Origin of the sequence: Faecalibacterium hominis (ex Afrizal et al. 2022), assembly GCF_049545105.1 — a bacterium.
Lineage (GTDB): Bacteria > Bacillota > Clostridia > Oscillospirales > Ruminococcaceae > Faecalibacterium > Faecalibacterium duncaniae.
The window spans coordinates 103,474-125,790 of the sequence record NZ_CP186860.1 but is presented as its reverse complement, the minus strand read 5'-3'; the positions used below and the strand labels follow the sequence as shown (position 1 = coordinate 125,790).

Here is a 22,317-nt window from a genome sequence, read left to right as displayed (position 1 = left end):
ACAGCTCCACGATTATCCGTCCGTTTTCGGTGTTGCAGAGGTCCTCTTTGCAATATACCGACAAAAGACATTCATAGCAAGAATACAGCGATGTAGAAAACCGTTCCATTCGCTCAGCATCTCCGGCTCACCGGACAAGCTGCTTCTGACAAAACTGCCAGAATTGTTCGGCAGCGTCCGGCAGACAGATTCCACGGCGGCGGGACAGATAGGCCATGCGCCCAGGGTCCGGGGAAGTAAGAGGCAAAACCGTCAATGGAAGGCTTTGGAACAGCGGATCATCCGGCAGCACGGCGATTCCAAAGCCGGATGCCACCAGCCCTGCAATGACAGCGTCCTCCTCCGTTTCCATAGCAACCGTTGGTGCTGCATGGATCTGGCTGAAAAGCGCATCCACATTTTTGCGCAGACCGGAGCAGGATGCAAAACAGATCTGCGGATATGGCAGGGTGTCCTGCAATGCCACGCTCTGCCTGCTGCTCAGTGGGTGCCCCAAAGGGGTGATCACCACAAAGGGCTTCCGATGAAAGGAAAAGGACTCAAAAACGGCGGCGTTGCCCGGTGAGGACGTGAAGCAAAAATCCAACCGTTTTTCCTCTACGGCTTTGAGCAGACTTGCGCTGAATCCGTTCTCGCTGCGGAGCTGAAAGCGGACATCAAGATCTGTCTGCGCCTGAAAATTCCGCATCAGGTCGGGAACAAGCGTTGTTCCCAAGGTGCGGATACTTCCCAGCAGAATCAGTCCCCCATTCTGACTGGCTTCCCGTACAGCCCGTGTTCCGCTGTCCAGAACATCCAGCGAGCTTTTGACGACACGAAGAAATTCGTGTCCATAGCGTGTCAGGCGGATGCTGCGTCCGGCTTTTTCAAACAGCGGAGCGCCCAGCTCCTGCTCGATCTGCGAGACCGCATAGGTCAGATTGGGCTGACTGATATGAAGCTTTTCCGCTGCTTTGCCGTAATGTTCCAGTTGAGCCAGAACTTCAAAATAGCGCAGATGATCCAAATTCACGAAGTAACACTCCTCAATTCAATAAAAAATGTTGATGAATTTCATAAATACGTTCCGTTTGTTTTCATCAAACGAAAGCCCTATACTAGGAGCAACGACAATTCGTTTGAAAAATAACGAACAAAAAAGGAAACTGGAGGAAATACAAATGGAACGAAAAGTAGTTTTGATCACGGGCGGCGCAATGGGTCAGGGCAAGGCACACGCCCTGAAGTATGCACAGAACGGTTTTGATGTTGTTCTGGCAGATATGCAGGATTCCGAAGGCGAAACCTTCAAGGCGACCGTGGCAGAGATCGAAGCCGCCGGTGCAAAGGCACTGGCTGTCAAGTGCAATATCTGCTCGGACGAGGATATGCAGAATCTTTTTGCAAAGGCATGGGAGACCTTTGGTCGTTTGGATGTGGTCATTGCCAACGCTGGCGTCATCAACTTTGGCTATACTTGGGAGCTGACCGACGCACAGGTGGAAAAGGTCATCAACATCGACCTGATCGGCACCTGGCGCACGGATAAGTACGCTGCACTCTATATGCGCAAGCAGGGCTTTGGACGCATCATCAACATTTCTTCCACCTCCGGCATGTACGGCACGCCGCAGCTTGCCACCTACTGCATGGCAAAGTGGGGCGTGCGTGGTCTGACCAAAACGCTGGCACAAGAGCTAAAGGGCACCGGCATCGTGGTCAACGATGTCTGCCCCACCAAGGTCAAGACCCCCATGTGCGAGACCGAGAGCTACGTCAAGTTCATCAACGACCTGACCGGCAAGGACTTCAAAAACTGGCAGGAAATGTACGAAGGCGTGCCTTTCCTTGAGGTGGAAGACATCTCCGATATGGTCTACTGGCTGGGCACCAGCCGTGCTGCCGGTAAGTTCAGTGGTCGTGATCTGGGTCTGGACCTCGGCACGCTGCAGCAGTAAGGGAGAATACCAATGAAGATCACAAAAATGACACGCTGGCGTGTGTTTGCAGGTGTCTGGATTCAGAGCCTGTTTACCTCCGCCACTGCCTTCTTCAGCCTGTTCGCCCTGCCGCTTACCAGCCAGTTCGGATGGAGCAGCGCCGACTTCAGCATGGCATACACCATTTATATGTTCGTCTACTGCGCCATGGGCTTTGTCGGCGGACTGCTGGCAGAAAAACTCCAGCCTCGGGTGGCCATCTATCTGGGCCTCTCCTTCTTTGCAGCAGGCTGGTTCCTCACCGGTTTTGCTTCTTCCATTCCGCAGTTGTATCTGTTCTACGGCGTCATGGCAGGTGCAGGTGCAGGCACCATTTACCCCGCCTGCCTGCCCACTGCGCTGAAATGGTTCCCGGATAAGAGCGGCTCGATCTCCGGCCTTGTGCAGGCTGGTGCCTCCTGCGGTCCCTTCATCATGTCGCCGATTGCCCAGTGGCTCATCAGCACCTACGGTGCCCAGATGGCCTGCCGCATTCTGGCCGTCATCTTCCTTATCGGCGTAGGTGCTGTGGCATGGATGATCGTCCCCTGCCCGGAGGGCTGGATCCCCGAAGGCTGGAAGCCCACCGCAACCCAGGCAAAGGAGCTCCACGCCAAGAACTACAACATTCCGGAAATGGTCAAGACCCCGGTGTTCTGGGTAATGCTGATCATGTTCATTTTTGCAAATGCCGCCGGTACCATGATGGTCAGTGCTACCTCTCCCATTGCACAGAATCAGATCGGTCAGTCTGCCATGACAGCTGCCATGTGCGTCAGCATTATGACCCTTGCCAATATGTGCGGCCGCATCAGCTTCGGCTTTATCTACGATAGGCTCAAGGGCTGGAATTCTCTAATCCTTGTTCTGGTGCTCAACGGCCTGTCCATGTGTATGCTGACGGTCGCAAAAAGCCTGCTCTACTTCATCGTCTGCATCTGCCTTGTGGGTTTCTCTTTTGGCGGTCTGCTGGTGGTATTTGCCCCCATCGTCAAGACGGTGTTTGGTTCCATGTTCTACAACCGGAACTACGGCCTTATCTTTATCGGCTACGGCATCGGTGCCTTTGTAGGCCCCAAGATCAGTGCCAGCTTCTACGACAGCACCGGTTCTTATGTGGCCGGTTATATCGGTTCCGCTATTCTGGCCGCTACTGCCGTTCTCCTCGTCTTTGCCGCAAAGAAGCTCACCGCTTCCATGCAGGCAGCAAATGAAAAAGCCTGAGAACGCTTTCATTTTACCATAGGTTTTCTATCTTTTCCACCGGTTTTATTGGTAACCGGCTGCGCGTACAGGAACACCGGCTGCACAGCATGTGTGGCCGGTGTTTTTTGTTCGTCGGCCTGAAGTAAGTCGGGTGGGACGCTTTCCCTATAGACAGCCGTTCTGCCATGCGGTATACTCGAACCAGATCAACATTTTCAGGAGGAAAGTCATGGCAGGAGAAACCAACAAGGTCGTCATTGTTACCGGAGGAAGCTCCGGCATCGGACGGTGCACGGCATCCGCTCTGAAAGAGAATGGCTGCATCGTTTATGAGTTCAGCCGCAGAAATATCCCTATGGAGGGCGTCACCCATCTATCCGTCGATGTGACCAATGAAGATGCGGTCAACGCCGCTGTGCAGCAGGTCATCCAAAAAGAAACTAAAATCGATGCAGTGATCAACTGTGCAGGCTTTGGCATTTCCGGTGCGGTGGAGTTTACGTCCATGGAGCAAGCCAAAGCACAGTTCGATGTGAACTTTTTCGGGACAGTCACTGTAAATAAAGCGGTTCTCCCCTTCCTACGCCGTCAGGGGAAGGGGCATATTGTGAACATCAGCTCCGTTGCCGCCGTAGCACACATTCCGTTCCAGACCTTCTACTCCGCAAGCAAAGCCGCCGTTTCCTCTTACTCTTACGCTCTGGCAAACGAAGTCAAGCCCTACGGCATCCATATTACCGTCGTAGAATTGGGTGACATCTGCACCGGATTTACAAAAGCACGTCAGAAAAGCATTCTCGGCGACGATGAATACGGCGGGCGCATCTCCCGGAGCGTCAGTCAGATGGAGCGTGACGAGCAAAACGGCATGGACCCGGCACGCATCGGACGGTACATCGCCGGTATTGTGGAGAAAAAGAACCCGGCAGTCGTTTATGTTGCCGGCGCACAGTATAAATTCCTGAGCCTTTTGTGCAAGCTCCTGCCCGCCGCAGCGCGCGGAAAGATCGTGGGGAAAATATACGGGTAACAGGCGCATTGCTCCGCAAAGCTGCTAGAAGAGGATATGTACGCCGCCCGCAGGCGGCACGCTCTATTCCACCGATGATTCCTGAAGCCAGTCTTTGCGCAGCTGATCCAGTGCGTGGGGCTCGAGCCTTGAGACATAACTTCTGCTGATCTGGAGCAGCTGTGCCGTTTCCAGCTGGGTCAGGGGCGGCTGACCCGCCAGCCCGTACCGCAGCAGAATCAGCTTGCGCTCCCGGGCGGGCAGGCCCTCGATCAGCCTGCGCAGCCGCCGGGCCTCGTCCTGCCGCTCACAAGCATCCTCCATGCAGAAACCGTCCTGCAGTACATCGGAAAGGGTCAGTGCGCTGTCCTCCTTTCCCGCTTCCAGTGTTTCCTGCAGGGAAACGACCACACCATTTCTGCGCTCCCTGCGAAAATGCATCCGCAGCTCATTTGCTATCCTCTCCCCAGCGCACTTTGGGATGGAAAAGAGAATCCACCTCTTTCGCGCAATGACGCATCTACGTCAAAATGGATTTTTTTGGAGCCGAGAGAGCGGTTCCTTTTTTCTGCTTCAGAGGGTGTCATGTGAGGGTTGTGGTCTAACCCCTCTATACATCTTGCAGGTAACTTTGGCAGGTCCCCGCACCACCGTAGAGGCGCAGGCGTTCTACCGTATGTACCATTCTTACGCCGACATCCCGAACCCATGGGACCGTCTGCGTTGGTGCCGCTATGGTCTTGACCTGCTGCAAAAAGAGGTTGCTGCCATGGTGGGCATGGAGGAATGGCTCTATCGGGATCTGGAAAGCGGCGCATTTCACCGCAGTTTCACGCCGGAGCTGGCGGACAAGCTCGCCGCCCTTTACGGCATCCCGGTGGAAGACATTCTGGACGACTACACCCTGTTTCTGCACCGGGGCGGCGGAGACTTCCTCCGCAGATACCGGGAGGCAAAAGGCTGGAACCGTCAGCAGCTTGCCGACCATGCAAAGGTCAGCCGGACAAGCATCCGCTGCTGGGAGACCGGACAGAAAACCATCAGCCAAAAGTGTTTCCGGCTTCTGGCCGAAAATCTTGGGCCCGATTTTCTTTCTATGCTGCGCATGTGAGGTATGGTAATTTTTCTCCGGCCAAACGAAAAAGCTCGTCTGCAAGCCACGATATGTGGCAGCGCAGACGGGCTTTCGTTATGGAATCATTCTGTTTCAATTATTCTGATATTCGCTCTGACTTACATGGCGTTCCGTAAAACACGCAGTCGTTCTTCAAACGTTGCTTTCCATGCCGGATGCTCGGAGAATACGGTGTGCTCCACCTGACGGACTTGGTTCAGTCCGATGTTCCGCACCGCTTCCACTGCAGCATCTTTTTGGCTCAGATGGCGTTTTCCCACGGTCAGACAGTTTGCGCCTTCTGGCGTGTCGTACTGCTGAAACGCCCGGTTGAAGTCCATTAGGTCATGCAGACGGATGGGCTGATTGGTTTCGTTGTCTACCAGCAGACCCCAATTTTCCCAATGACGGTCGGTATTGCCCACCAGATAATCCAGAATGTTCATCATATAGTAGCTGGGAGCATCCAACTCTAAGATCTTATCCAGCGTGTTCCAATCACGGTTCGTGCAGTAGACGTCATAGGCTGCATAGGTCACAAGACTGTATCGCTGGGATGTCATGATTTTGCTGATGGAAACCGGCTCATTTTCAAACATCCCCTGCTCATACAGTACCTGATGGCAGTCAAAGCACCGGCAGATTTTGCTTGCCAGCACTTCACGTTCCACCGCTTCCCTGCCACCATCCTTGTAAAGATAAAAGCCATCCTCTTTTCGCACCCACGCCTTGGGGTACAAGCCGCCCGTAGACAGGTCATTTGCCAGAAGATGGGCGTTTGTCACCGTCATTTGGTGCCCCCGCAGCGCAATATCCACAAGCGCATTGCTTAAGGAGTGTGCAAAAAGGTTGATATCCTCGAATCGAATCTTCTCGTTTTCTTCTTTCACCCAGAACACATCCAGCAAAGACAGACAATGGTAGGATAATGCAATCTGTGCTCGTTCCCTGTCCGTAACACTCTGAGATGCACCGATACTGTTCAGGATTTCCTTGGCGTAGGTGCGATCCAACGTCAACATCCGGGAGGCGCACCAATAGTAAAAGTTCGTTACATTATTGATGCGCTCGTCAAAATCATCCGATTCCACCAGAACCAGATCATAGGGCATGAAATCCTCGAGGCAGACCCTGCATTCCCCTGTCGTGCTGAGTTGTGCCACACAGCTTTCCCGGTGCATGATCTCGTAAAACATGGTCTTCATCCCTCCCTGCGTTCTGTGTCTTGCTCTGTATTTATATTACCTTCTTTTTTCACGGGACGCAAGAGCTTTTACTTTTCAAAAAGCTTTTTCTGCTGCTCCATCAGGACGGTTTCGATACGCTCTTTCAGCAAAAAGTGGAACTGTTTTGCGTGTTACGCAATGTCACAGGATGCCATATTGGCTGCCAACAATCAACAGTTTTGTTGTGTCAGCCGTATTTCAAAAAACTTATATAACACAAAAAGCCCCACGCTCAACACTGCCTCTGAATCTGACCGTCTCTGGTCAGAGCAGAAAAGCATATGTTGAGCGTGGGGCTTTGTTTATCGGCTCGGCTGCCAGCCGGGCTTTTGGTGTTCTTTGGGTTTGTAAGTTCCTTTGGTAGTATCGATCACCGCCTGCAGCAATTCGAGCTTCTGCCATGTGGGGCAGTTCAGACGGTCGATTTTTTCGATCACATAGTTGGCGTGGGCGGTTGCGACCCGTTTTCCGAGTTCGTCCCATCCCTCTTTCGTTTTGGGGTAATGTACCACCACTTCAATGGGGGCACTCTTTCGCATGGCTCACTCACCTCCGGTTACATCGCTATCACCTCATTTTTACGGGTTACTGGTTGTCCGCTATTCGCTGCGGTTTCCGCTCAGAACATTCAGAGCCAGACTGACCAGCAAAGCCATATCAATATTCAATTTTCAAGGTCCGCCCGGCTGCGGCTCCCGCTCCCTTTCGGAGCTGGGCCGCTGCCGTGACAATAGTGTATCGTACTTTCGAGCAAAAGTTTATGGACTCGTAGTCCAAGTCACCCACCCTCTTAGTCCATATATTGTATACAACAGTCCCAAAAAGCAAAAAAATCCCGCCTGAAAAGCAAAACCTTCGCTTTGCCCTCAGACGGGATGTCTTTCGACACGACTGTTATAAATTCAAAAAAGCTCTTGACCTGCAGTCAACTTTAAGGATTATACTGAACCTGTCAGAAAAATTTTTGCCGTTCTTATGCGGCAGGCATGATGACAAAGGAGAATTCATTATAATGGCCGACCGTCAGAAGTCCCACCGACATGATAGAACACCCTGTTTCCTGCTTTTCTTGCAGTAAGCAGCCCCATCTCATGGAATTTCATCACAAACGTCCGAATGGTTGCATACGCAGCGTTTCGGAAATCCTTTTCCAGCTGCTTTGTGGTAAACTCCTCTGCACCATAAGCAGACAGAACATACTCCCAGAGCAGCCGTTCTTTTTCTGTGATTTTTCCTTCCGCAAGAGCAGTTTGATATACCTCAAGATCAGTTTTCGGCGGGACTGCATCCACCTGCAGGCGGTTATAGACCTCATTGCAGAAGTAGAACAGAAAGGGAGTCACATCCGTATAGCCGGAAATCAGAGCATTTCTCTCCACGCGTTCGTAGGCTTTGTAATATGCGTCCTTGTTTTCAGCGATGTATCGGGAAAACGGCGTGAACAGTGCCGCAGGATAGCCCTGCTGAACAAGATACCAGAGGTGAAATAGCCGTGCAGTGCGTCCATTCCCGTCAAAATAGGGGTGGTAGTACGCAAAGGCAAAGTGCAGAATGGCAGCCTTATGCAGCTCATTGATGCCGTCATTGGCATTCGCAAAATCGACAAGACATTTCATGGCACCGGGAAGCCGCTCTGCCGGAAGTCCCGGTCTGGGTTCTTCACCGCCCACAATAAAAACCTCGCCATGCCGATAAAAGTGGTTTGGCAGTAATCGATCTTCATCCGGGAGATAATCCCCTGTGCTGATCTGATATAGGTGATGCAGATTCTCCTCGGTGATCATATTCTGACGATCCGCGATAAACTCCAGTCCGCGCTTCATACCATAGATGCGGGCTTCTTGTTCATCACGAGGGGCATAACCATCGAGGATATAACGGATACTGCTGCGGGTCGAGCGGATACTTTCAATTTGAAAAGTCGCATAAATTTCCTCGGTCATCGCCGACAAGCCGAAATTTTGTCCACTGACAGGGACAGAGAGCAACTGCTTCATACCATTTGTTGAAATTTGCGCGAGGTTCGGCAGGTAAAACAGCTTATTTCCAGAAAAATCAGTCAACGGCAGAGGCTGCGCAAAGTTTTGCCGCAGCAATTCGGCAAATTCTTTGACGCTGACAGTCGAGTACTTGTATTCCATCCGATTGAGTTCAAACAAATGCTTATCTGAAAGCATTTTGGCAAACTGTGCCCCATCCATTCTGTCCACCTCGCAGTTGATACTTATTGATACTACATAGTATCAATATACCGATTCTTTATAAAAAAGTCAACCGAAACAGGCCGAACCAACTTTTTTCCATACTTTCCGTCAAAATTCCCGCGGCACAGCCACGCATCACATCTCCATCGGCTTATTCCCCACTTCGTCCAGATACGCATTCAAAAATTCCGCTGCAAGGCTGTTGGGACGGATGTTTTCTCTGGCTTCCTGTGGGGTGAACCACTTGCAGCGGTCCACTTCGTGGTTGATATGCAGCGCCTTTGCGGTTCTGACGAAAGCCGTAAAGTTGCACATCAGCGTGTTAGACGGCTCAAAAAACTTGGTACGGTTGAACCGGAGGTGCTCTACTTCCAACCCGGTTTCTTCCCGGACTTCCCGCACCACGGCGTGTTCTTCTGCCTCACCGCGGTTCACATATCCAGCCACCAGAATATAAGAGGGCTTGCCGTACTGCTGGATGAGCAGAATTTTCCCGGTTTCCTCATCCACAACAATCATGCTGACTGCCACATTGTACATCGGGAACCGGTATTGCTGGCATTTCGGGCAATAAGGCACAATGCCCTCTTCTTCCAGTTCTTTTTCAATCAATGCCGTACCGCATTCAAAGCAATGCTTCTGAATCATTTTTACACTCCAAACACTGTTTTCGTCAGCCGGATACCTGCTGCCGTTTTGGCATAGGTCCACACGCAGCTCAGGTGCGTGATGTCATGGATATTCCCTTCGGAAAAGGCGATCATCTTTTCCATGATCTGTGCAATGGTCATCATTTGTTTTCACTCCCGTTTTTAATACTTAAATGTTCACCTTGATAAACGCGAATTTGACACTTTGTATTTATCGAGAATACTCTTGAAACCATTTTGTAAAGCGTGATTTATTGAAAATAATGAATTTATATAGTTCTCCATTTTTCATATTAACTGTTGCAATTGGAAAGACTATCCACTTCCAAGAGATTTCTTTTATTTCCTGCATCGGCAAAACTAAATTTCTGTATTTTTTGTCAACTGTAAGCTTGTTTGTCTTGTAAGTAAGCGACTGACTATCGAGGTACAGACCTCCTCCAAGTATGCCATTGTGACACAAACTGCAAACAAAAGATTTCATAGAAACATCCCTCCATTAAATTACGATTTATCAAATAAGAATTTCCGTCAATTTTTCTCTTGATGCGGCTCGTTTCTAAGAGTAGGAACGAACTGTTCTGTTGCCGGAGACGGACCATTCAGGTCGATCTCCGGCAGTATTTTTGTTATCGCGTATTAAAAAACAGCCGGAACGACTTTCTGCTGCGCTACATCGATGATGCCGTATGTATTCAGTCTGAGTTTGGGAATGACCGGAAGGCTGACGAAGGCGAGGGTCATAAAAATGCCGATGTCTTCCGCTACACCATGTGCCTTGAGGGCATCGTTCAGCGCCTGCATTTTCGCCGCAACGCTCTCTGCGCTTTCGGTGCTCATCAATCCGGCCACCGGAAGCGCAAGTTCTGCCACGACCTGTCCATCTGCCACAAACGCAAGTCCGCCTTTGTTTTTCCGCACAGTGTTGCCGGCCAACATCATATCGGTATCGTTGTCCCCTGCCACAATCAGGTTATGGGAATCATGTGCGATGCTCGATGCAACGGCTCCGCATTTCAGGCTGAAGTTTTCTAAAAAGCCAATGCCCACATGGCCGGAGTGATGATGCCGCTCAAAAACGGCCAGTTTTACGACGTTGTGTTCCGGGTCCACACCGGGAGCTTTGCCCGGATGCCGTTGGAACGGGATGATTTTTTTCTCCGTAAGCAGCTCGCCCCGGTTCAGGCAGATGACACGCTCCTGCTCCCCGCTTTCCCGAAGTTCCAGGTCCTGCAGTGTGATCTCATCCAGATCAAAGGAATCCATAACGTGGGAAAATCTCACACGGTCGATGTCAAGCGGTGCGGGTTTCAGCGTTTTTCCGTGCTCGGCCACCAGCGTGCCGTTCTTGTAAACCTGTTCGACCGTAAAGGATTCCAGATCAGAAACCACAACCAGATCTGCCCGGTACCCCGGTGCTACGGCACCGCGCTGCTTGAACCCAAAATACTGTGCCGGAACCAGCGTCGCCATTTTGACGGCCACTGCCGGGTCCGCCCCCAACCGGATCGCTTTACGGATGTTGGAATCGATGTGTCCGTTGTCCAGCAGGTCACCGGGGTGCTTATCATCCGTCACCAGCATACAGCGGCTGCAATAGGGCTCCCGGAACAGCGGCATCAGGGCCTCCATATTTTTGGCAGCCGTTCCTTCCCGGATCATGATGTATTGTCCGAGCCGGAGTTTTTCCATAGCTTCCTCGATGTTGGAGCACTCGTGATCGGACTGAACGCCTGCCGCAATATAAGCATTCAGGTCCTTATCGCTCAAGAGCGGTGCGTGTCCATCCACAATCTTTCCTGCTTCGGTACAGTCGCTGATCTTCTGCAGGATCTTCGGGTCACAGCGCACCGTCCCATAGGCATTCATCAGCTCTGCAAGCCCCAGCACACGGGGATCGCCGTAGTAAGGCCGGAGCTGTTCTGCGTTCAGCACCGCACCGGATTCATCCAGATCCGTGGCCGGAACACAGGAGGGCAGCATGAAATAAACCGAAAGGGTCAGATTTTTTGTCGTTTCCAGCATAAAATCCAAGCCTTCCAGCCCCGCAACGTTCGAGATCTCGTGTGGGTCTGTGACCACCGCAGTGGTACCGTGGGGCAGCACTGCCTGCTCGAAAGCCGGACCACAGAGCATGGAGCTTTCGATGTGGATATGCCCATCGATCAGGCCCGGGCAGACATATTTGCCGTGCAAATCAACTTCTTTCCGGCCATGATACGTGCCCACGCCCACGATCGAATTTCCGCTGATGGCAATATCAGCGGTGTCGATCTCATCGGTAAACACATTGACAATTCTGGCATTTTTCAAAACCAGATCAGCCAAAGCATCTCCTCTGCCTGCCGAGATCCGGCGTTTCAGCTCATCAGACTGCATAGAAACATCTCCTCTCTCTGAAGTTCGATTTTCTCACCTGTGGATTGGTTCTGCCCTTATTCTACCACGCCTTGCCGCTGCGGAAAAGATGCCAGGAACAAAAATGGCCCCGGAGGGCTTGCTGCAGCTCTCCGGGGCCACCTTATGTGCGTGTGTGACTTGGCGCACACCGTCAGCACTCCACTGCCACCTTGATCACGCCGTCCCGTTTCTTTTCAAACAGCTCGTAGCCCTCTGCGATCCGGCGCAGGGGGTAGGTGTGGGTGATGAGCGGTTCGGTATCGATCTTGCCTTCTGCGATGAGACGCAGCGTTTCTTCACAATCGCAGCCGTCCACGCCGCCGGTCTTAAAGGTGAGGTTTTTGCCGTACATTTCCGGCAGCGGCAGGGTCTGTGCCTTATCGTACAGTGCCACCACTGTCACAATGGCGTTGGGCCGTGCACACTCCCATGCCAGCCGGAAGGTGGAGTCTGCCCCTGCCACCTCCAGTACCACATCGGCCCCGCCGTGGTCGCTGTGGGCACGCACAAAGGCGGCGCAGTCCTCCGGCTGCACGGTGAGCACCTGCGGGTAGTGCCGACGGATGAACTGCAGGCGGCTTGCGTCCTTTTCACAGACGATGATGCGCTTGGGGCTGTGCAGCATGACGCACAGCAGCGTGCAGATGCCAGTCGGCCCTGCACCGAGGATCAGCACGGTATCCTCGGGGGTGATCTCCGAGATGCGTGCCGCCCAAAAGCCAGTGGCCAGCACATCGCCCACCAGCAGCGCCTGCCGATCGGTGATGCCGTCCGGGATCTTGTTCAGTCCCTGATCCGCAAAGGGCACCCGGACATACTCGGCCTGCCCGCCGTCGATGCGGCAGCCCAGCGCCCAGCCGCCGTTTTGATCGGTGCAGTTGTTCACGAAGCCCTTTTTGCAGAAGAAGCACTCTCCGCAGAAGGTCTCCACGTTCACCGTCACCCGGTCGCCGGGTTTCACATTGGTCACCGCACTGCCCACTTCTTCTACGATGCCCACCATCTCGTGCCCTACCGTGATGCCGGGCACCGCCCGGGGCACGCTGCCATGCTTAATGTGCAGGTCGCTGGAGCAGATGCTGGCAAGGGTCACCTTTACAATGGCGTCCCGCTCGTGCTGCAGCACCGGCTTTGGTTTTTCCAGCAGGGCAAACGCCCCCTCTGAAACATAGGTATAGGTCAGCATGCTTTTTACCTCCATGCGCTTTGATATTTCCGGACTTGAGTATACCACGCAGCTCTCCGCCGATCAGATCTTGGGCTGATACTGCATGCTGGACACATTGTAAACGGTAACAAAAGCCTTGGGGTCTTCCCGGTTGATAAAGTTCATCAGCTTCTGATATTCGCTCTTGTCCACGATGGTAATGATCTCGTTGTGCTTTTCCAGATTGTATGCACCGATGGCCTCGTACATGGTCGCACCGCTGTGCAGGTCATGGAGGATGAACTGACGCAGCGCCTCCTCTTTTTCGGTGATGATGCAGACGCGGCGTTTGATGCTGTTATCAAAGATGAAATGGTCCAGCACGATGCCGTTGAAGTAAGTACCGAGGATACTCAGCACCACGGTCTTTTTATCGTAGACCAGGGCCGCGGAAAGCGCCACACACATTCCCGACAGAGACATAGCTTTTCCCAATTCCATGTGCAGGTACTTGTTCATGATCTTTGCCACGATATCCAGCCCGCCGGAGGATGCATTGCGGTTGAACAAAATACTCAGCCCGATGCTGACCACCAGAATATAGCACAGCACGTCCAGCTCCTGACTGCCGGTCATCGAGCCGAACTCCGGGAACAGCTTTTCAAACAGCCCCAGAAACACCGGCAGCAGCACACTGGTGTATACGGTCTTTGCGCCAAATTCTCTGCCGCAGGTAAAGAACCCGATGATGAGAAGCACGACGTTCAGGATCATCGTAATGACCGACAAGGGCAGCGGCACAAAATTGGACAGCACGATGCCAAGGCCGGAAATGCTGCTGACGGATGTATGGCTCGGCACCAGAAAAAAGAAAACGCCCGCCGCAATGATCGCCACCGCCCCGGTCAGGACTGCCGTCTCCCTCAGGACTGCGCCGGTCTTTCCTTTTACATCACTCATCTTTGTCCCCCCTAAAATCAAATTTGTTTCACCGATTTCCTCATCTTTGTCGATGCGGACAAGGAGCTTACCGCCAAAGCGTTTGTATTCCATAGTGAAGTACCTCCATAAATTCCGAGTTGCCGTTCTCAGTATACCATGGTTTTCCCTTACGGAAAAGATAGCGAAACAAAAATGCCCCCGGAGGGCTTGTTGCGGCTCTCCGGGGGCATCTTATGTGCGTTGTGCTTTGGCGCACACGACCGGCGTTTTACTCGATCTCGATCAGGTTCGGGTTCTCAGGCAGAGCCTTCTGCTGCTGGGGTGCAGGCAGCTGGATGTGCAGGATGCCATCCTCGAACTTTGCGTGGATATCCTCTTTCTTTACGGCATCGCCCACATAGAAGCTGCGCGCGCAGGTGCCGGAGAAGGTCTCGCGGCGGATGTAATGACCCTTCTCATCCTTCTCATCATTGCTGTGATTACGGACGGCCTGAATAGTCAGGTAACCGTCGTTCAGTTCCATCTGAACGTCTTCCTTCTTGCAGCCCGGCAGGTCCACGGCCACATCGTAGCCGTTCTCGGTCTGCTTCACATCGGTCTTCATCATGTTTGCACCGCGCTTACCGAAGGTCTCGCGCTCTTCACGGTTCATCGCACGCTCCAGCGCACCCTCGTTCCAGAACGGATCAAAGAGATCATCGAACAGATTCTCATGGAAAACAGCAGGCATAAACATAAATCATTCCTCCAATCCCGGCGTTCAGGTCGGGTAAAAAATCTTTATGTTGTTTATTCGGAAAGGCTTTCCGGGGAGCCTAGCGGCTCTCCTTTTGCCCTTCCTCCTGAGCACGCCACTGTTATAGCACCGTTTGTTAGCAGTATCAAGTGTAGAGTGCTAAAATTCACAGAAAGATAATTTTTTGATAAATTTTCATGCAATCATAGGCGTTTTTTCAGGCATATGTCAGCCTTAAGTATTTGGCATCCACTCCATTCGCCACCAGCGTAGCAGCGATTTCCTCGAATGTCTTTACTACCTCCATTGCTTTTACCGGAACGACGATTTCGTCCAGCTCTCCTTCCTCTAGGAGACCTTTTGAAAAGCTCATGCCAGGGGTTTTCACTTCGCCAATATTAAAAGCCATCAAGTTCACTTTTCGTCCATCAGATGCCTCAAAATCAAAAAAATTCATAACTCCATCAAACACATCTGGCGACTCAAGTTCTTTACTGTCATAATCCAATATATGCGTATGTTCTGAAACGATTGATTTGATTTTATCCACTTCTGCCTTTTCCAGTTGCAGTCCTTGTGTATTTTCTCTGTTCTCCTGACATTGAACGAAGCCATCTTCTGACACGGACACACGGCAAAGCGGCAGCCCCCAGGCATTTGCCAGCAAATAATCAAAAACGATGTTTTCTCTCATCCGAATTACCCTATCCTTCCATCTTCTGGATCACCGCACCCAGCCAGCGGCACAGGGTCTCCCCGGCCTGATTTGCGATTTCCAGCACGCGGGCGTGGCTATGCTTGACCGTCTGGATGCCGGTGGCCATGTTAGTGATGCAGCTGACGGCCAGTACCTTCATGCCCATGTAGTTGCAGACCATGGTTTCCGGCACGGTGCTCATGCCCACGGCATCGGCTCCCATCCCTGCAAAGGCGCGAATTTCAGCCGCCGTTTCATAGCAAGGGCCCATAAAGCCCATGTAAACGCCCTCCTTGTAGGCAATGCCCAGTTCATCGGCGGTCTGCTTGGCAAGGTTCCGCAGTTCCAGACTGTAAGGTTCGGTCATGTCCGGGAAGCGGGGGCCGAAGCGCTCATCGTTGGGACCAATGAGGGGGTTCGTGCCCATCATATTGATGAAGTCGGTAATACCATTCTCTCCTTTTCCCAAAAAATTCGATATACTCTCTGGGTTCAGTATATCGGATTTTTCAGGCCGATGCAAGACGCCCTCCATCGAGTCTTATTAAAAACCAAGGAGCAGATACTTCACATCACGAGTGTGTTGTATCTGCTCCTTGGTTCTCCGAATGTCTTATCTCTGGCCGATGTTCCACCGAAACAGCTCATATCCTTCCCGGATATCCTCCGGCAGACGTTTCAAAGTCTCGTCCCGCAGTTCCTGCGGCATCCCGTAAAAAGCTTCGGCAATGCCGCCGGTGATGCAGGCAAGGGTGTCGCTGTCGCCGCCCAGAGAAACTGCATTGCGAAGTGCATCCTCAAAACTGACGCTTTCCAGAAAAGCAATGATTGCTTCCGGCACAGTTTCCTGACAGGTCTCCACATGATGATAGGTCGGCCGAATTTCATCGCAGGTACGGTTCAGGTCATAGCCGAAGGTCTGCTCCACATATTGTTTGATTTCCGGCTTGCTGTGGCCGGTACGGGCCAGAAAAATCACTGCCGCCGTGGCCTGCGCGCCTTTGATGCCCTCCGGGTGGTTGTGGGTGACTTCAGCGGTCACTTTTGCCATTTCCAGCGTTTTGTCCAGCGTATCGAACAGCCAGCCCGCTGCCGACACCCGCATAGCCGAACCGTTACCGAAACTGCCATAGGGATTCGGATTTTCTGCGTGCAGCCACCGGCGGAACATCCCGCCGTAACCGGCATGGGGATATTCACGGCCCCAGAACCGCATTTCATGCTGCACTGCACAAAATGTTCTCTCCGGCAGACCCTTTCCGTCAATCAGACCAACTGCCACCGCAGCGGTCATGACGGTATCATCGGTGAAGTGCGATTTCTCGCTCAGCAGCGGAAAATCCTTGTGCTTGTAATTGTTGTGGTCAAATTCATAGGGACTGCCCACGATATCGCCCAAAATCGCTCCCAACATAAAACGCCCTCCGTTCTTGTGGTGTTCCGTCTTTCTGACAAGAGGATACCACAAACCGGAGGGCAAAAGGTCAACGGGCAGGCGACAAATTACGCACCCAGCTGTTCCTGATCGTATTCAAACAATAGCGTATTGACCTGATTGATGTTATAGATTTTGTGTTCCAGACAGTACCGCACGATCCAGTCCCGCTTGGAGCCATCCGAAAAGGCATAGCCCGCGCTCTTGAGCAGGTCGATGGTTTCATCTTCGGACAGGTGCAGCCCCACCGCAAAGGCCAGCACCGTTTTCTTTTTGGGGTTGTAGTCGCGATTGCACTGAATTTTGGAGAAATGCTGCCGGGAGATGTTGGACTGCTTGTACACGGTGGAGTCTTTCAGCCCCCGCTCGTCAATGAGCCGCAGCAGCCGGGTGGTGAAGCTCTCGCCAAGGTTGTCCATCAGGCTTTCCAGACTGCGGGCTGTCCTGGGTGCCGCGGCAGGTGCCGGAACTGCACCTAGCATCGGCACGGCGGCATCTTCTTCCAGAAGCCTCCGCCGCTCTGACAATTCTCTGCGCCGACGGCCAAATCCGTAGCTTTCATCGTTCTGTGCTACATAGTGGTCGTCAATGTACTCCTCCACCGAGGCGAACAGCTTCCGGCTCACGGCCAGCGAACCCCGATCGTAAAGCACCAGATACACGGTCAGGTCGTGCTCCATGACGTACTGCGTGATGGTGTCCACCGCAATGCGGAAGGCCTGTTCTTTGGGGTAGCCATAGTTCCCGCTGGACAGCAGCGGAAAGGCCACGCTCTCGCAGTGGTACTCTGCGGCTAATTCCAATGCGGAGTGGTATGCACCGGCTAATTGTTCAGCTTCGCCGAACCCGCCGCCCTGCCACGCTGGGCAGACTGCATGGAAAATATACGTTGCAGGCAGCCCGAACGCCGGAGTACACACGGCTCTGCCCCAATCGCAGCGGCCGATGGCTTCGCAGGAAGCGGTCAGCTCCTGCTCCCCTGCCGCCTGATAGATGGCACGGCTAGTGCCGCTGCCCTGCAAAAGGTTCCGGTTGGCCGGGTTGACAATGGCATCCGCCGCCACTTTTGTGATGTCGTTGCGGATCATCAGAAACGGCATGGTGGTTCCTCCCTCACATGGTTTTCTTCATCCTATCACATCCGGCGGGGCGGTGCAAGGGGTGCTCTTGTTTCCTGTCCGCGCAGCTATTATAATAATAGGTACCGAAAGAAGGTGAGCTTCCTGCACGACATCTGGAATCCATGGCACGGCTGCGTCAAGTGCAGCGAGGGCTGCCAGAACTGCTACATGTATTTTCTCGACCGGATGCGGGACCAGAACGGAGCCGAGATCTACAAAACGAAAAGCGGCTTTTCCTATCCGCTCCAGAAAGACCGCACCGGACACTACAAAATCCAGAGTGGTGAGCAGATCCGGGTCTGCATGACCTCGGATTTCTTCTTGGAAGAAGCTGACCCGTGGCGGGCTGAGGCGTGGGACATCATGCGCCAGCGCAGCGATGTGGTGTTTTTCCTTCTCACCAAACGGCCGCAGCGGGTGCGGGAGTGCCTGCCGCCGGACTGGGGCAGCGGTTGGGACAACATCTTTTTCAACGTCACCTGTGAAAATCAGCGCCGCGCCGATGAGCGCATTCCCATTCTGTTTGACCTGCCCTTCAAGCACAAGGGCATCATGTGCGCGCCCTTCATCGGGCCGGTAAGCATCCGGCAGTACCTTTCCGCCGGGCAGATCGAGCAGGTCATCTGCGGCGGCGAAAACTACGATGGTGCCCGCCCCTGCAATTTCGATTGGGTCAAGTCTCTCCGGCAAGAATGCGTGGATGCCAACGTAACATTCTGCTTTATCGAGACTGGCACTGTGTTCATCAAAGACGGTAAACGCTACCACCTGCCCAGCAAGCAGCTGCAAAGCCGGATGGCTTATAAATCCGGCATGAACTATCAGGGCAGGCCCATTCATTTTGACCTCGTGGACGACTGGGGCTACCCCATCCCGCAGGAAGATCTCTATGTGCCCCATTTCCGCGCAAACTGCGAGACCTGCGGCAGCAAGTTGATCTGCAACGGCTGCAGTGACTGTGGAAAATGCTTATAAAATAAAGGAATTCTATCAATACAAATGGAACTTATGGCTGATCTGGTGTGCAATTTCATCCGGCAGCGGGCGGAAGCCGATGCAGGTCAGGGTCATGCCTTCTCCGTTTTCATCAAATTCTTCCGGCTCCAGCTCGGTGTGGCAGGCATCCCGGATAAGGAAGAAGTCTTTGTTTTCCACCAGTCCCAATTCCTCGGCAATTGTCTTTGCTTTCAGCAGTTGATTGCGGTTCTTTGCCCCGCAGATAGTTTTGGTAAAAGAGCCATCGAACCATTCTTCATAGGTTGCTTTCTCCAACATGATTTCTGCCCGATAGCCGGTAATTTCTCCGTCTTTCTCGATGGGTTCCACGCCCTGTCCCATGCCGATGGGGTCGGTGAGGAACGCCAGCGAAGCGTGGCAGCACTGCGCCGCCAGCTTGCCAGGCGACATCTGCAGATCTTTTCGTGCAATGATGAGTTGACGCATTTTCTCTCCTTCTTATGACAGCTTGATCTTCAAATCTGCCAGCAGATTCACCGCTTCCGGCAGGGAAAATTTCGCATCCTTCAGGCGGCTGCCCAGAATGTCCACCTTATAGCCTGTAGCATCCCGGAAATCCGCCTTGCGCAGATCACACTGGTAGAATTCCGTTTCGTGAAGTTCTACACCCTTGAAATTCGCCAGCTGCATCTCGCATTTGGCAAACATGGAGCCGACAATTTCGTTGCCGTCCGAAAAGTCGAAGCGGTTAAAGTTCATTTCGGTGAAGGTGTTATATTTCAGACTGCACTCTTTCAGCGTGTGGATAGGGTCCGGGAAGGCACCGTTGGACATCAGCGGTGCCCACTCAATTTCATTCAGGCGGCAGTCCTCAAAATCCAGCGACTGCACCGAAGAATGAGTGCTGCGCAGACCTGTGATCTCACACCGCACGAATTTGCACTCGTTCAGCGTGGTATGATCCAGTTCGCATTTGGTAAAGGAGCAATCCACAAATACGCAATCGGTAAAGTCGCAATCCTCAAAAGCCTCCTCGGTGAACGACAGGTCAGCAAACCGTTCACCCTCACAATAACGCTCTGTCATAAAATTCTCCTGTCAGCGCAGTTCGCCTCTTTCCATCGTGGGACAAACCGTTCCGTGTAAGATTCTACGCCTTCGTGCAGATACACCGATACTTTTGTGATCTCCTCCGGCACCTCAGACGGGGCATGAATGATCTGATAGTTGTTCCCGATGAACTGGATGCGCTGGAGCATTCCCAGACCCCGCTCCATCAGGTAGGCGGTATTCTGACCGGAGAGCATCACTTCGCCCTGCCCGTCGCTGCGGTTCCACAGGTCGTTGGCAATTTCTTCGGCCAGTGCACGGGGCATCGGGTTCTTGGCGATGCACTGTTCGTCTTTATAGATCACGCCGCCGTTCTCACAAAGAAACACACAGCAGTCTGCCACCGGTGCAAAGAGCTTGCGCAGGCTGGTATACTGCCGGCCGGATGCCGGGCAGAACAAAATACCGCGCCGATGCAGCTCCCGTATCTGTTCAAAGATCTCGCCTTCCAGCTCTTTCCTGCCGTATTGCAGCAGCGTACCGTCAATGTCGCTGCAAATCAGTCTGATTGACATTTTCCGTCCTCATTTTTCAAGATAATTTTAGGCAATTCCCCGGCATCCAGAACACGGATGCCTTCGTCCATCAGCATCTTGGCAAAAACACCCTGTCCGGGAATCTTTGTCCCAGAAAACGTTCCGTCGTAGATTTCCTTCACGCCGCAGCTGGGGCTGCGGGATTGCAGGATGGCAAGCTCCACCCCATTTTCTTTTGCGATGGCAAGGGCCTTGGCTGCGCCCGCTCGGAACTCCCGGTCCACATTGATGCCCTCTTTGTTCGTGACAACGCCCTGCACGATTTCCGCCGGGCACCGCGGTGTGGGCAGGCCGCCCAAAACCTCCGGGCAGACCGGAACCACCTGATGCCCCCGCGCAAAATCACAGACCGCCTGATTGTAATTGTTTCCGCCGCTGTATTTGCAGTTTTCGCCCAGCAGACAGGCGCTGACCAGAATCTTCATTGTTGCGCGCTCCGTTTTTCAGATACTGAATCTTTTACCTATTCTACCACGCTTTTGGGCATTGAAAAAGAGGATTCTGCTTTTTCCTATCCCCATACCGGGAGGTCCGCCGTAATCTTTTCTAATTCCTGTGCAAGAAACGTCAGTCTTTCCCTCAGATGGTTGTTATGCGGTGCATCTCCGTTCAGCAGATAGTCCGTTCTGACATTCAGGCAGGACGAAAGATCCTGCAGCAACTCAATCGAGCAGCAGCGGCTTCCCGTTTCAAAAACATCAATATGTCTTAGTTTGCAGCGCAACCATATCAAATTTTCTACGTTTTTCACAGGTCTCATTTTCACGATTCCACGCAAAAAATCGAACGCTATCAGCGTTTAACAAACGCATATAGTGTGCCTGCTCATTTTATCCATCCCATTTATACACAGTTCCGAACCAAAAGAACCGCATAAAGTTCTCATCAAAAAACAGGGAGTGACATCAACTCACTCCCTGTTTGCATTGATTGTATCAGAGTTTCGTCATCCAAAGGCCATGCAGGTTGCAGTATGCGTAAACAGCCACCGGCTTTTCACTTCCCAGTTCAAACACCGCGTTGGGAGCCTGCCCCGGATTCAGATAGCGGATCTGCCCGCCGTTCTCAGTCTCCACAAAAATCCACTGAATATAGTGAACATCCGCTGGAATGTTATCGGTGTGTTTCTTGTATCCATATGATAACATTTCCTATTTATGATTTCTGTAACTGAATCACGCAAAGCGTTTTTCTGCCGTCTTCACCCTTCCCTCTGCTCCACGATTTCCAGACTATCCCGCCCTACATGGCAGAGCAAAAACAGCACTTGCACACCTGCAACCTTTGCTTCGGCCAGTGCCGTGCCAAACTCCGGCTGTGTGCTGACATTTGGCCGCACCTCGGTGATGCCTTCCATCTGGATCACAAAGGCTACTGCGCACCGATACCCTGCCCGCTGTGCCTGCGCTAACTCGTGCAAGTGCTTCACGCCCCGTTCGGTGGGTGCATCCGGGAAATAGCCGATACTGTCCACTTCCAGCGTGCAGCCCTTGACCTCCATCAGATACTTTTGCTCACCCTTTTCCATATAAAAATCAATGCGGGACTTGCCATAGGTGAATTCCGGCCTGATATAGTCGTAGCCCTGTTTTGCAAGCCACTCCCCTACCACCTTATTGGGTGCCTGACTGTCCATATTGACCCAGCCAAGACCTTGCTTGTGTACCGCCACAAGGTCGTATTTCGTTTTGCGTTTCGGGTTATCCGACACTTCCAGCCGAACCGCCGTGCCGGGCAGCAATAGCTCTTTGCACCGCCCGGTGTTCTTGACATGGACGGTTTCCACTGCTCCATTCACTTCCACATGGGCAATAAAGCGGTTGGGACGGTCAACAAAAATGCCGTCTGCGATTTCTCTGTATTTCAATC

At 52.6% G+C, this 22,317-nt stretch carries 25 protein-coding genes and 2 pseudogenes; 5 read left to right on the top strand and 22 right to left on the bottom strand.

Annotation, left to right across the window (positions count from 1 at the left end; translation table 11 throughout):
• Nucleotides 1-127 precede the first annotated feature (127 nt).
• Complete coding sequence (locus ACKXGA_RS00635) at nt 128-1,012, bottom strand: LysR family transcriptional regulator (protein WP_117477496.1); 885 nt, start codon at nt 1,010-1,012, stop codon at nt 128-130.
• 148 nt (nt 1,013-1,160) lie between these two features.
• Here ACKXGA_RS00635 and ACKXGA_RS00630 point away from each other — a divergent pair, with 148 nt between their 5' ends.
• The 3 genes from ACKXGA_RS00630 (at nt 1,161) to ACKXGA_RS00620 (ending at nt 4,194) form a co-directional block, all read left to right on the top strand.
• Nucleotides 1,161-1,937 carry an SDR family NAD(P)-dependent oxidoreductase gene (locus tag ACKXGA_RS00630; RefSeq protein WP_117477495.1) on the top strand — a complete coding sequence of 259 codons (777 nt, stop codon included), beginning with the start codon at nt 1,161-1,163 and terminating at the stop codon, nt 1,935-1,937.
• A gap of 12 nt (nt 1,938-1,949) precedes the next feature.
• Nucleotides 1,950-3,182 carry an L-lactate MFS transporter gene (locus ACKXGA_RS00625; RefSeq protein ID WP_423729843.1) on the top strand — a complete coding sequence of 411 codons (1,233 nt, stop codon included), beginning with the start codon at nt 1,950-1,952 and terminating at the stop codon, nt 3,180-3,182.
• A 211-nt stretch (nt 3,183-3,393) separates the two neighbouring features.
• Nucleotides 3,394-4,194, top strand: a complete 801-nt coding sequence (locus tag ACKXGA_RS00620) for an SDR family oxidoreductase (protein WP_423729842.1) — start codon at nt 3,394-3,396, stop codon at nt 4,192-4,194.
• A 63-nt stretch (nt 4,195-4,257) separates the two neighbouring features.
• On the opposite strand, the gene ACKXGA_RS00615 is transcribed toward ACKXGA_RS00620, so the two are convergent.
• A complete protein-coding gene (locus ACKXGA_RS00615; RefSeq protein ID WP_117477492.1) occupies nt 4,258-4,614 on the bottom strand; it encodes a sigma factor-like helix-turn-helix DNA-binding protein in 357 nt (118 codons plus the stop codon).
• 190 nt (nt 4,615-4,804) lie between these two features.
• Here ACKXGA_RS00615 and ACKXGA_RS00610 point away from each other — a divergent pair, with 190 nt between their 5' ends.
• Nucleotides 4,805-5,284, top strand: coding sequence for a helix-turn-helix domain-containing protein (locus ACKXGA_RS00610; RefSeq protein WP_242990280.1), 480 nt, complete (start codon nt 4,805-4,807; stop codon nt 5,282-5,284).
• A gap of 122 nt (nt 5,285-5,406) precedes the next feature.
• Here the strand turns inward: ACKXGA_RS00610 and ACKXGA_RS00605 are convergent, their stop codons facing one another.
• The 14 genes and pseudogenes from ACKXGA_RS00605 to ACKXGA_RS00540 all read right to left on the bottom strand — a co-directional run bounded on the left by ACKXGA_RS00605 (nt 5,407) and on the right by ACKXGA_RS00540 (nt 17,824).
• Nucleotides 5,407-6,492 (bottom strand): hypothetical protein, encoded by a 1,086-nt coding sequence (locus ACKXGA_RS00605; RefSeq protein ID WP_339395922.1) that lies wholly within the window; start codon nt 6,490-6,492, stop codon nt 5,407-5,409.
• 323 nt (nt 6,493-6,815) lie between these two features.
• Nucleotides 6,816-7,052 carry a hypothetical protein gene (locus ACKXGA_RS00600; protein WP_005922522.1) on the bottom strand — a complete coding sequence of 79 codons (237 nt, stop codon included), beginning with the start codon at nt 7,050-7,052 and terminating at the stop codon, nt 6,816-6,818.
• A 468-nt stretch (nt 7,053-7,520) separates the two neighbouring features.
• Nucleotides 7,521-8,714, bottom strand: coding sequence for a Fic family protein (locus ACKXGA_RS00595; protein WP_423729841.1), 1,194 nt, complete (start codon nt 8,712-8,714; stop codon nt 7,521-7,523).
• Between the two features lie 138 nt (nt 8,715-8,852).
• Nucleotides 8,853-9,365, bottom strand: a complete 513-nt coding sequence (locus ACKXGA_RS00590; protein ID WP_005922551.1) for an NAD(+) diphosphatase — start codon at nt 9,363-9,365, stop codon at nt 8,853-8,855.
• Between the two features lie 2 nt (nt 9,366-9,367).
• Complete coding sequence (locus ACKXGA_RS00585; protein ID WP_223385157.1) at nt 9,368-9,511, bottom strand: hypothetical protein; 144 nt, start codon at nt 9,509-9,511, stop codon at nt 9,368-9,370.
• A gap of 67 nt (nt 9,512-9,578) precedes the next feature.
• The gene (locus tag ACKXGA_RS00580) at nt 9,579-9,851 is read right to left on the bottom strand and encodes a hypothetical protein (protein ID WP_005946321.1); all 273 of its coding nucleotides are present in this window, start codon (nt 9,849-9,851) and stop codon (nt 9,579-9,581) included.
• 155 nt (nt 9,852-10,006) lie between these two features.
• Entirely contained in the window at nt 10,007-11,746 is a 1,740-nt protein-coding gene (gene ade / locus ACKXGA_RS00575; protein WP_423729840.1) for an adenine deaminase, read from the bottom strand.
• A gap of 172 nt (nt 11,747-11,918) precedes the next feature.
• On the bottom strand, nt 11,919-12,953 hold the full coding sequence (locus tag ACKXGA_RS00570; RefSeq protein WP_423729839.1) for an alcohol dehydrogenase: 1,035 nt from the start codon (nt 12,951-12,953) through the stop codon (nt 11,919-11,921).
• A gap of 63 nt (nt 12,954-13,016) precedes the next feature.
• Nucleotides 13,017-13,874 carry a YitT family protein gene (locus ACKXGA_RS00565; RefSeq protein ID WP_156057600.1) on the bottom strand — a complete coding sequence of 286 codons (858 nt, stop codon included), beginning with the start codon at nt 13,872-13,874 and terminating at the stop codon, nt 13,017-13,019.
• A 250-nt stretch (nt 13,875-14,124) separates the two neighbouring features.
• Nucleotides 14,125-14,592 (bottom strand): Hsp20/alpha crystallin family protein, encoded by a 468-nt coding sequence (locus ACKXGA_RS00560; RefSeq protein ID WP_223385155.1) that lies wholly within the window; start codon nt 14,590-14,592, stop codon nt 14,125-14,127.
• A 217-nt stretch (nt 14,593-14,809) separates the two neighbouring features.
• Nucleotides 14,810-15,286, bottom strand: coding sequence for a hypothetical protein (locus ACKXGA_RS00555; protein ID WP_097770669.1), 477 nt, complete (start codon nt 15,284-15,286; stop codon nt 14,810-14,812).
• A gap of 10 nt (nt 15,287-15,296) precedes the next feature.
• Nucleotides 15,297-15,737: pseudogene (locus tag ACKXGA_RS00550) on the bottom strand (purine-nucleoside phosphorylase); the annotation flags it as partial.
• A 165-nt stretch (nt 15,738-15,902) separates the two neighbouring features.
• Complete coding sequence (locus tag ACKXGA_RS00545) at nt 15,903-16,703, bottom strand: ADP-ribosylglycohydrolase family protein (protein ID WP_412375348.1); 801 nt, start codon at nt 16,701-16,703, stop codon at nt 15,903-15,905.
• Between the two features lie 89 nt (nt 16,704-16,792).
• Nucleotides 16,793-17,824: a macro domain-containing protein gene (locus tag ACKXGA_RS00540; RefSeq protein WP_423729838.1), complete on the bottom strand. Its 1,032-nt coding sequence runs from the start codon at nt 17,822-17,824 to the stop codon at nt 16,793-16,795.
• 114 nt (nt 17,825-17,938) lie between these two features.
• Between ACKXGA_RS00540 and ACKXGA_RS00535 the strand changes: the two genes are divergently transcribed.
• A complete protein-coding gene (locus ACKXGA_RS00535) occupies nt 17,939-18,820 on the top strand; it encodes a DUF5131 family protein (RefSeq protein WP_423729837.1) in 882 nt (293 codons plus the stop codon).
• A 15-nt stretch (nt 18,821-18,835) separates the two neighbouring features.
• Here the strand turns inward: ACKXGA_RS00535 and ACKXGA_RS00530 are convergent, their stop codons facing one another.
• The 6 genes and pseudogenes from ACKXGA_RS00530 to sfsA form a co-directional block, all read right to left on the bottom strand.
• Nucleotides 18,836-19,288: an aminoacyl-tRNA hydrolase gene (locus tag ACKXGA_RS00530; RefSeq protein ID WP_005946299.1), complete on the bottom strand. Its 453-nt coding sequence runs from the start codon at nt 19,286-19,288 to the stop codon at nt 18,836-18,838.
• Between the two features lie 12 nt (nt 19,289-19,300).
• Nucleotides 19,301-19,888, bottom strand: a complete 588-nt coding sequence (locus tag ACKXGA_RS00525; RefSeq protein WP_097779531.1) for a pentapeptide repeat-containing protein — start codon at nt 19,886-19,888, stop codon at nt 19,301-19,303.
• Nucleotides 19,885-20,427, bottom strand: a complete 543-nt coding sequence (locus ACKXGA_RS00520) for an HAD family hydrolase (RefSeq protein ID WP_423729836.1) — start codon at nt 20,425-20,427, stop codon at nt 19,885-19,887. Before ACKXGA_RS00520 ends, ACKXGA_RS00525 begins: the two co-directional genes overlap by 4 nt.
• A complete protein-coding gene (locus ACKXGA_RS00515; protein ID WP_005921352.1) occupies nt 20,412-20,873 on the bottom strand; it encodes a DUF523 domain-containing protein in 462 nt (153 codons plus the stop codon). The genes ACKXGA_RS00520 and ACKXGA_RS00515 overlap by 16 nt, the downstream gene beginning before the upstream one ends.
• 510 nt (nt 20,874-21,383) lie before the next feature.
• Nucleotides 21,384-21,551: pseudogene (locus tag ACKXGA_RS00510) on the bottom strand (desulfoferrodoxin family protein); the annotation flags it as partial.
• A 98-nt stretch (nt 21,552-21,649) separates the two neighbouring features.
• A complete protein-coding gene (gene sfsA, locus ACKXGA_RS00505) occupies nt 21,650-22,315 on the bottom strand; it encodes a DNA/RNA nuclease SfsA (protein WP_423729835.1) in 666 nt (221 codons plus the stop codon).
• Nucleotides 22,316-22,317: the final 2 nt, after the last annotated feature.

Coding starts and splice junctions, on each gene's coding strand:
- ACKXGA_RS00570 (WP_423729839.1), bottom strand. CDS start 12,953: ATGCTGACCTATACCTATGTTTCAGAGGGGGCGTTTGCCCTGCTGGAA.
- ACKXGA_RS00540 (WP_423729838.1), bottom strand. CDS start 17,824: ATGCCGTTTCTGATGATCCGCAACGACATCACAAAAGTGGCGGCGGAT.
- ACKXGA_RS00525 (WP_097779531.1), bottom strand. CDS start 19,888: ATGACAGAGCGTTATTGTGAGGGTGAACGGTTTGCTGACCTGTCGTTC.
- ACKXGA_RS00530 (WP_005946299.1), bottom strand. CDS start 19,288: ATGCGTCAACTCATCATTGCACGAAAAGATCTGCAGATGTCGCCTGGC.
- ACKXGA_RS00590 (WP_005922551.1), bottom strand. CDS start 9,365: ATGATTCAGAAGCATTGCTTTGAATGCGGTACGGCATTGATTGAAAAA.
- ACKXGA_RS00600 (WP_005922522.1), bottom strand. CDS start 7,052: ATGCGAAAGAGTGCCCCCATTGAAGTGGTGGTACATTACCCCAAAACG.
- ACKXGA_RS00625 (WP_423729843.1), top strand. CDS start 1,950: ATGAAGATCACAAAAATGACACGCTGGCGTGTGTTTGCAGGTGTCTGG.
- ACKXGA_RS00585 (WP_223385157.1), bottom strand. CDS start 9,511: ATGATGACCATTGCACAGATCATGGAAAAGATGATCGCCTTTTCCGAA.
- ACKXGA_RS00615 (WP_117477492.1), bottom strand. CDS start 4,614: ATGCATTTTCGCAGGGAGCGCAGAAATGGTGTGGTCGTTTCCCTGCAG.
- ACKXGA_RS00560 (WP_223385155.1), bottom strand. CDS start 14,592: ATGTTTATGCCTGCTGTTTTCCATGAGAATCTGTTCGATGATCTCTTT.
- ACKXGA_RS00605 (WP_339395922.1), bottom strand. CDS start 6,492: ATGAAGACCATGTTTTACGAGATCATGCACCGGGAAAGCTGTGTGGCA.
- ade (WP_423729840.1), bottom strand. CDS start 11,746: ATGCAGTCTGATGAGCTGAAACGCCGGATCTCGGCAGGCAGAGGAGAT.
- ACKXGA_RS00595 (WP_423729841.1), bottom strand. CDS start 8,714: ATGGATGGGGCACAGTTTGCCAAAATGCTTTCAGATAAGCATTTGTTT.
- ACKXGA_RS00565 (WP_156057600.1), bottom strand. CDS start 13,874: ATGAGTGATGTAAAAGGAAAGACCGGCGCAGTCCTGAGGGAGACGGCA.
- ACKXGA_RS00630 (WP_117477495.1), top strand. CDS start 1,161: ATGGAACGAAAAGTAGTTTTGATCACGGGCGGCGCAATGGGTCAGGGC.
- ACKXGA_RS00620 (WP_423729842.1), top strand. CDS start 3,394: ATGGCAGGAGAAACCAACAAGGTCGTCATTGTTACCGGAGGAAGCTCC.
- ACKXGA_RS00580 (WP_005946321.1), bottom strand. CDS start 9,851: ATGAAATCTTTTGTTTGCAGTTTGTGTCACAATGGCATACTTGGAGGA.
- ACKXGA_RS00555 (WP_097770669.1), bottom strand. CDS start 15,286: ATGAGAGAAAACATCGTTTTTGATTATTTGCTGGCAAATGCCTGGGGG.
- ACKXGA_RS00520 (WP_423729836.1), bottom strand. CDS start 20,427: ATGTCAATCAGACTGATTTGCAGCGACATTGACGGTACGCTGCTGCAA.
- ACKXGA_RS00545 (WP_412375348.1), bottom strand. CDS start 16,703: ATGTTGGGAGCGATTTTGGGCGATATCGTGGGCAGTCCCTATGAATTT.
- ACKXGA_RS00515 (WP_005921352.1), bottom strand. CDS start 20,873: ATGAAGATTCTGGTCAGCGCCTGTCTGCTGGGCGAAAACTGCAAATAC.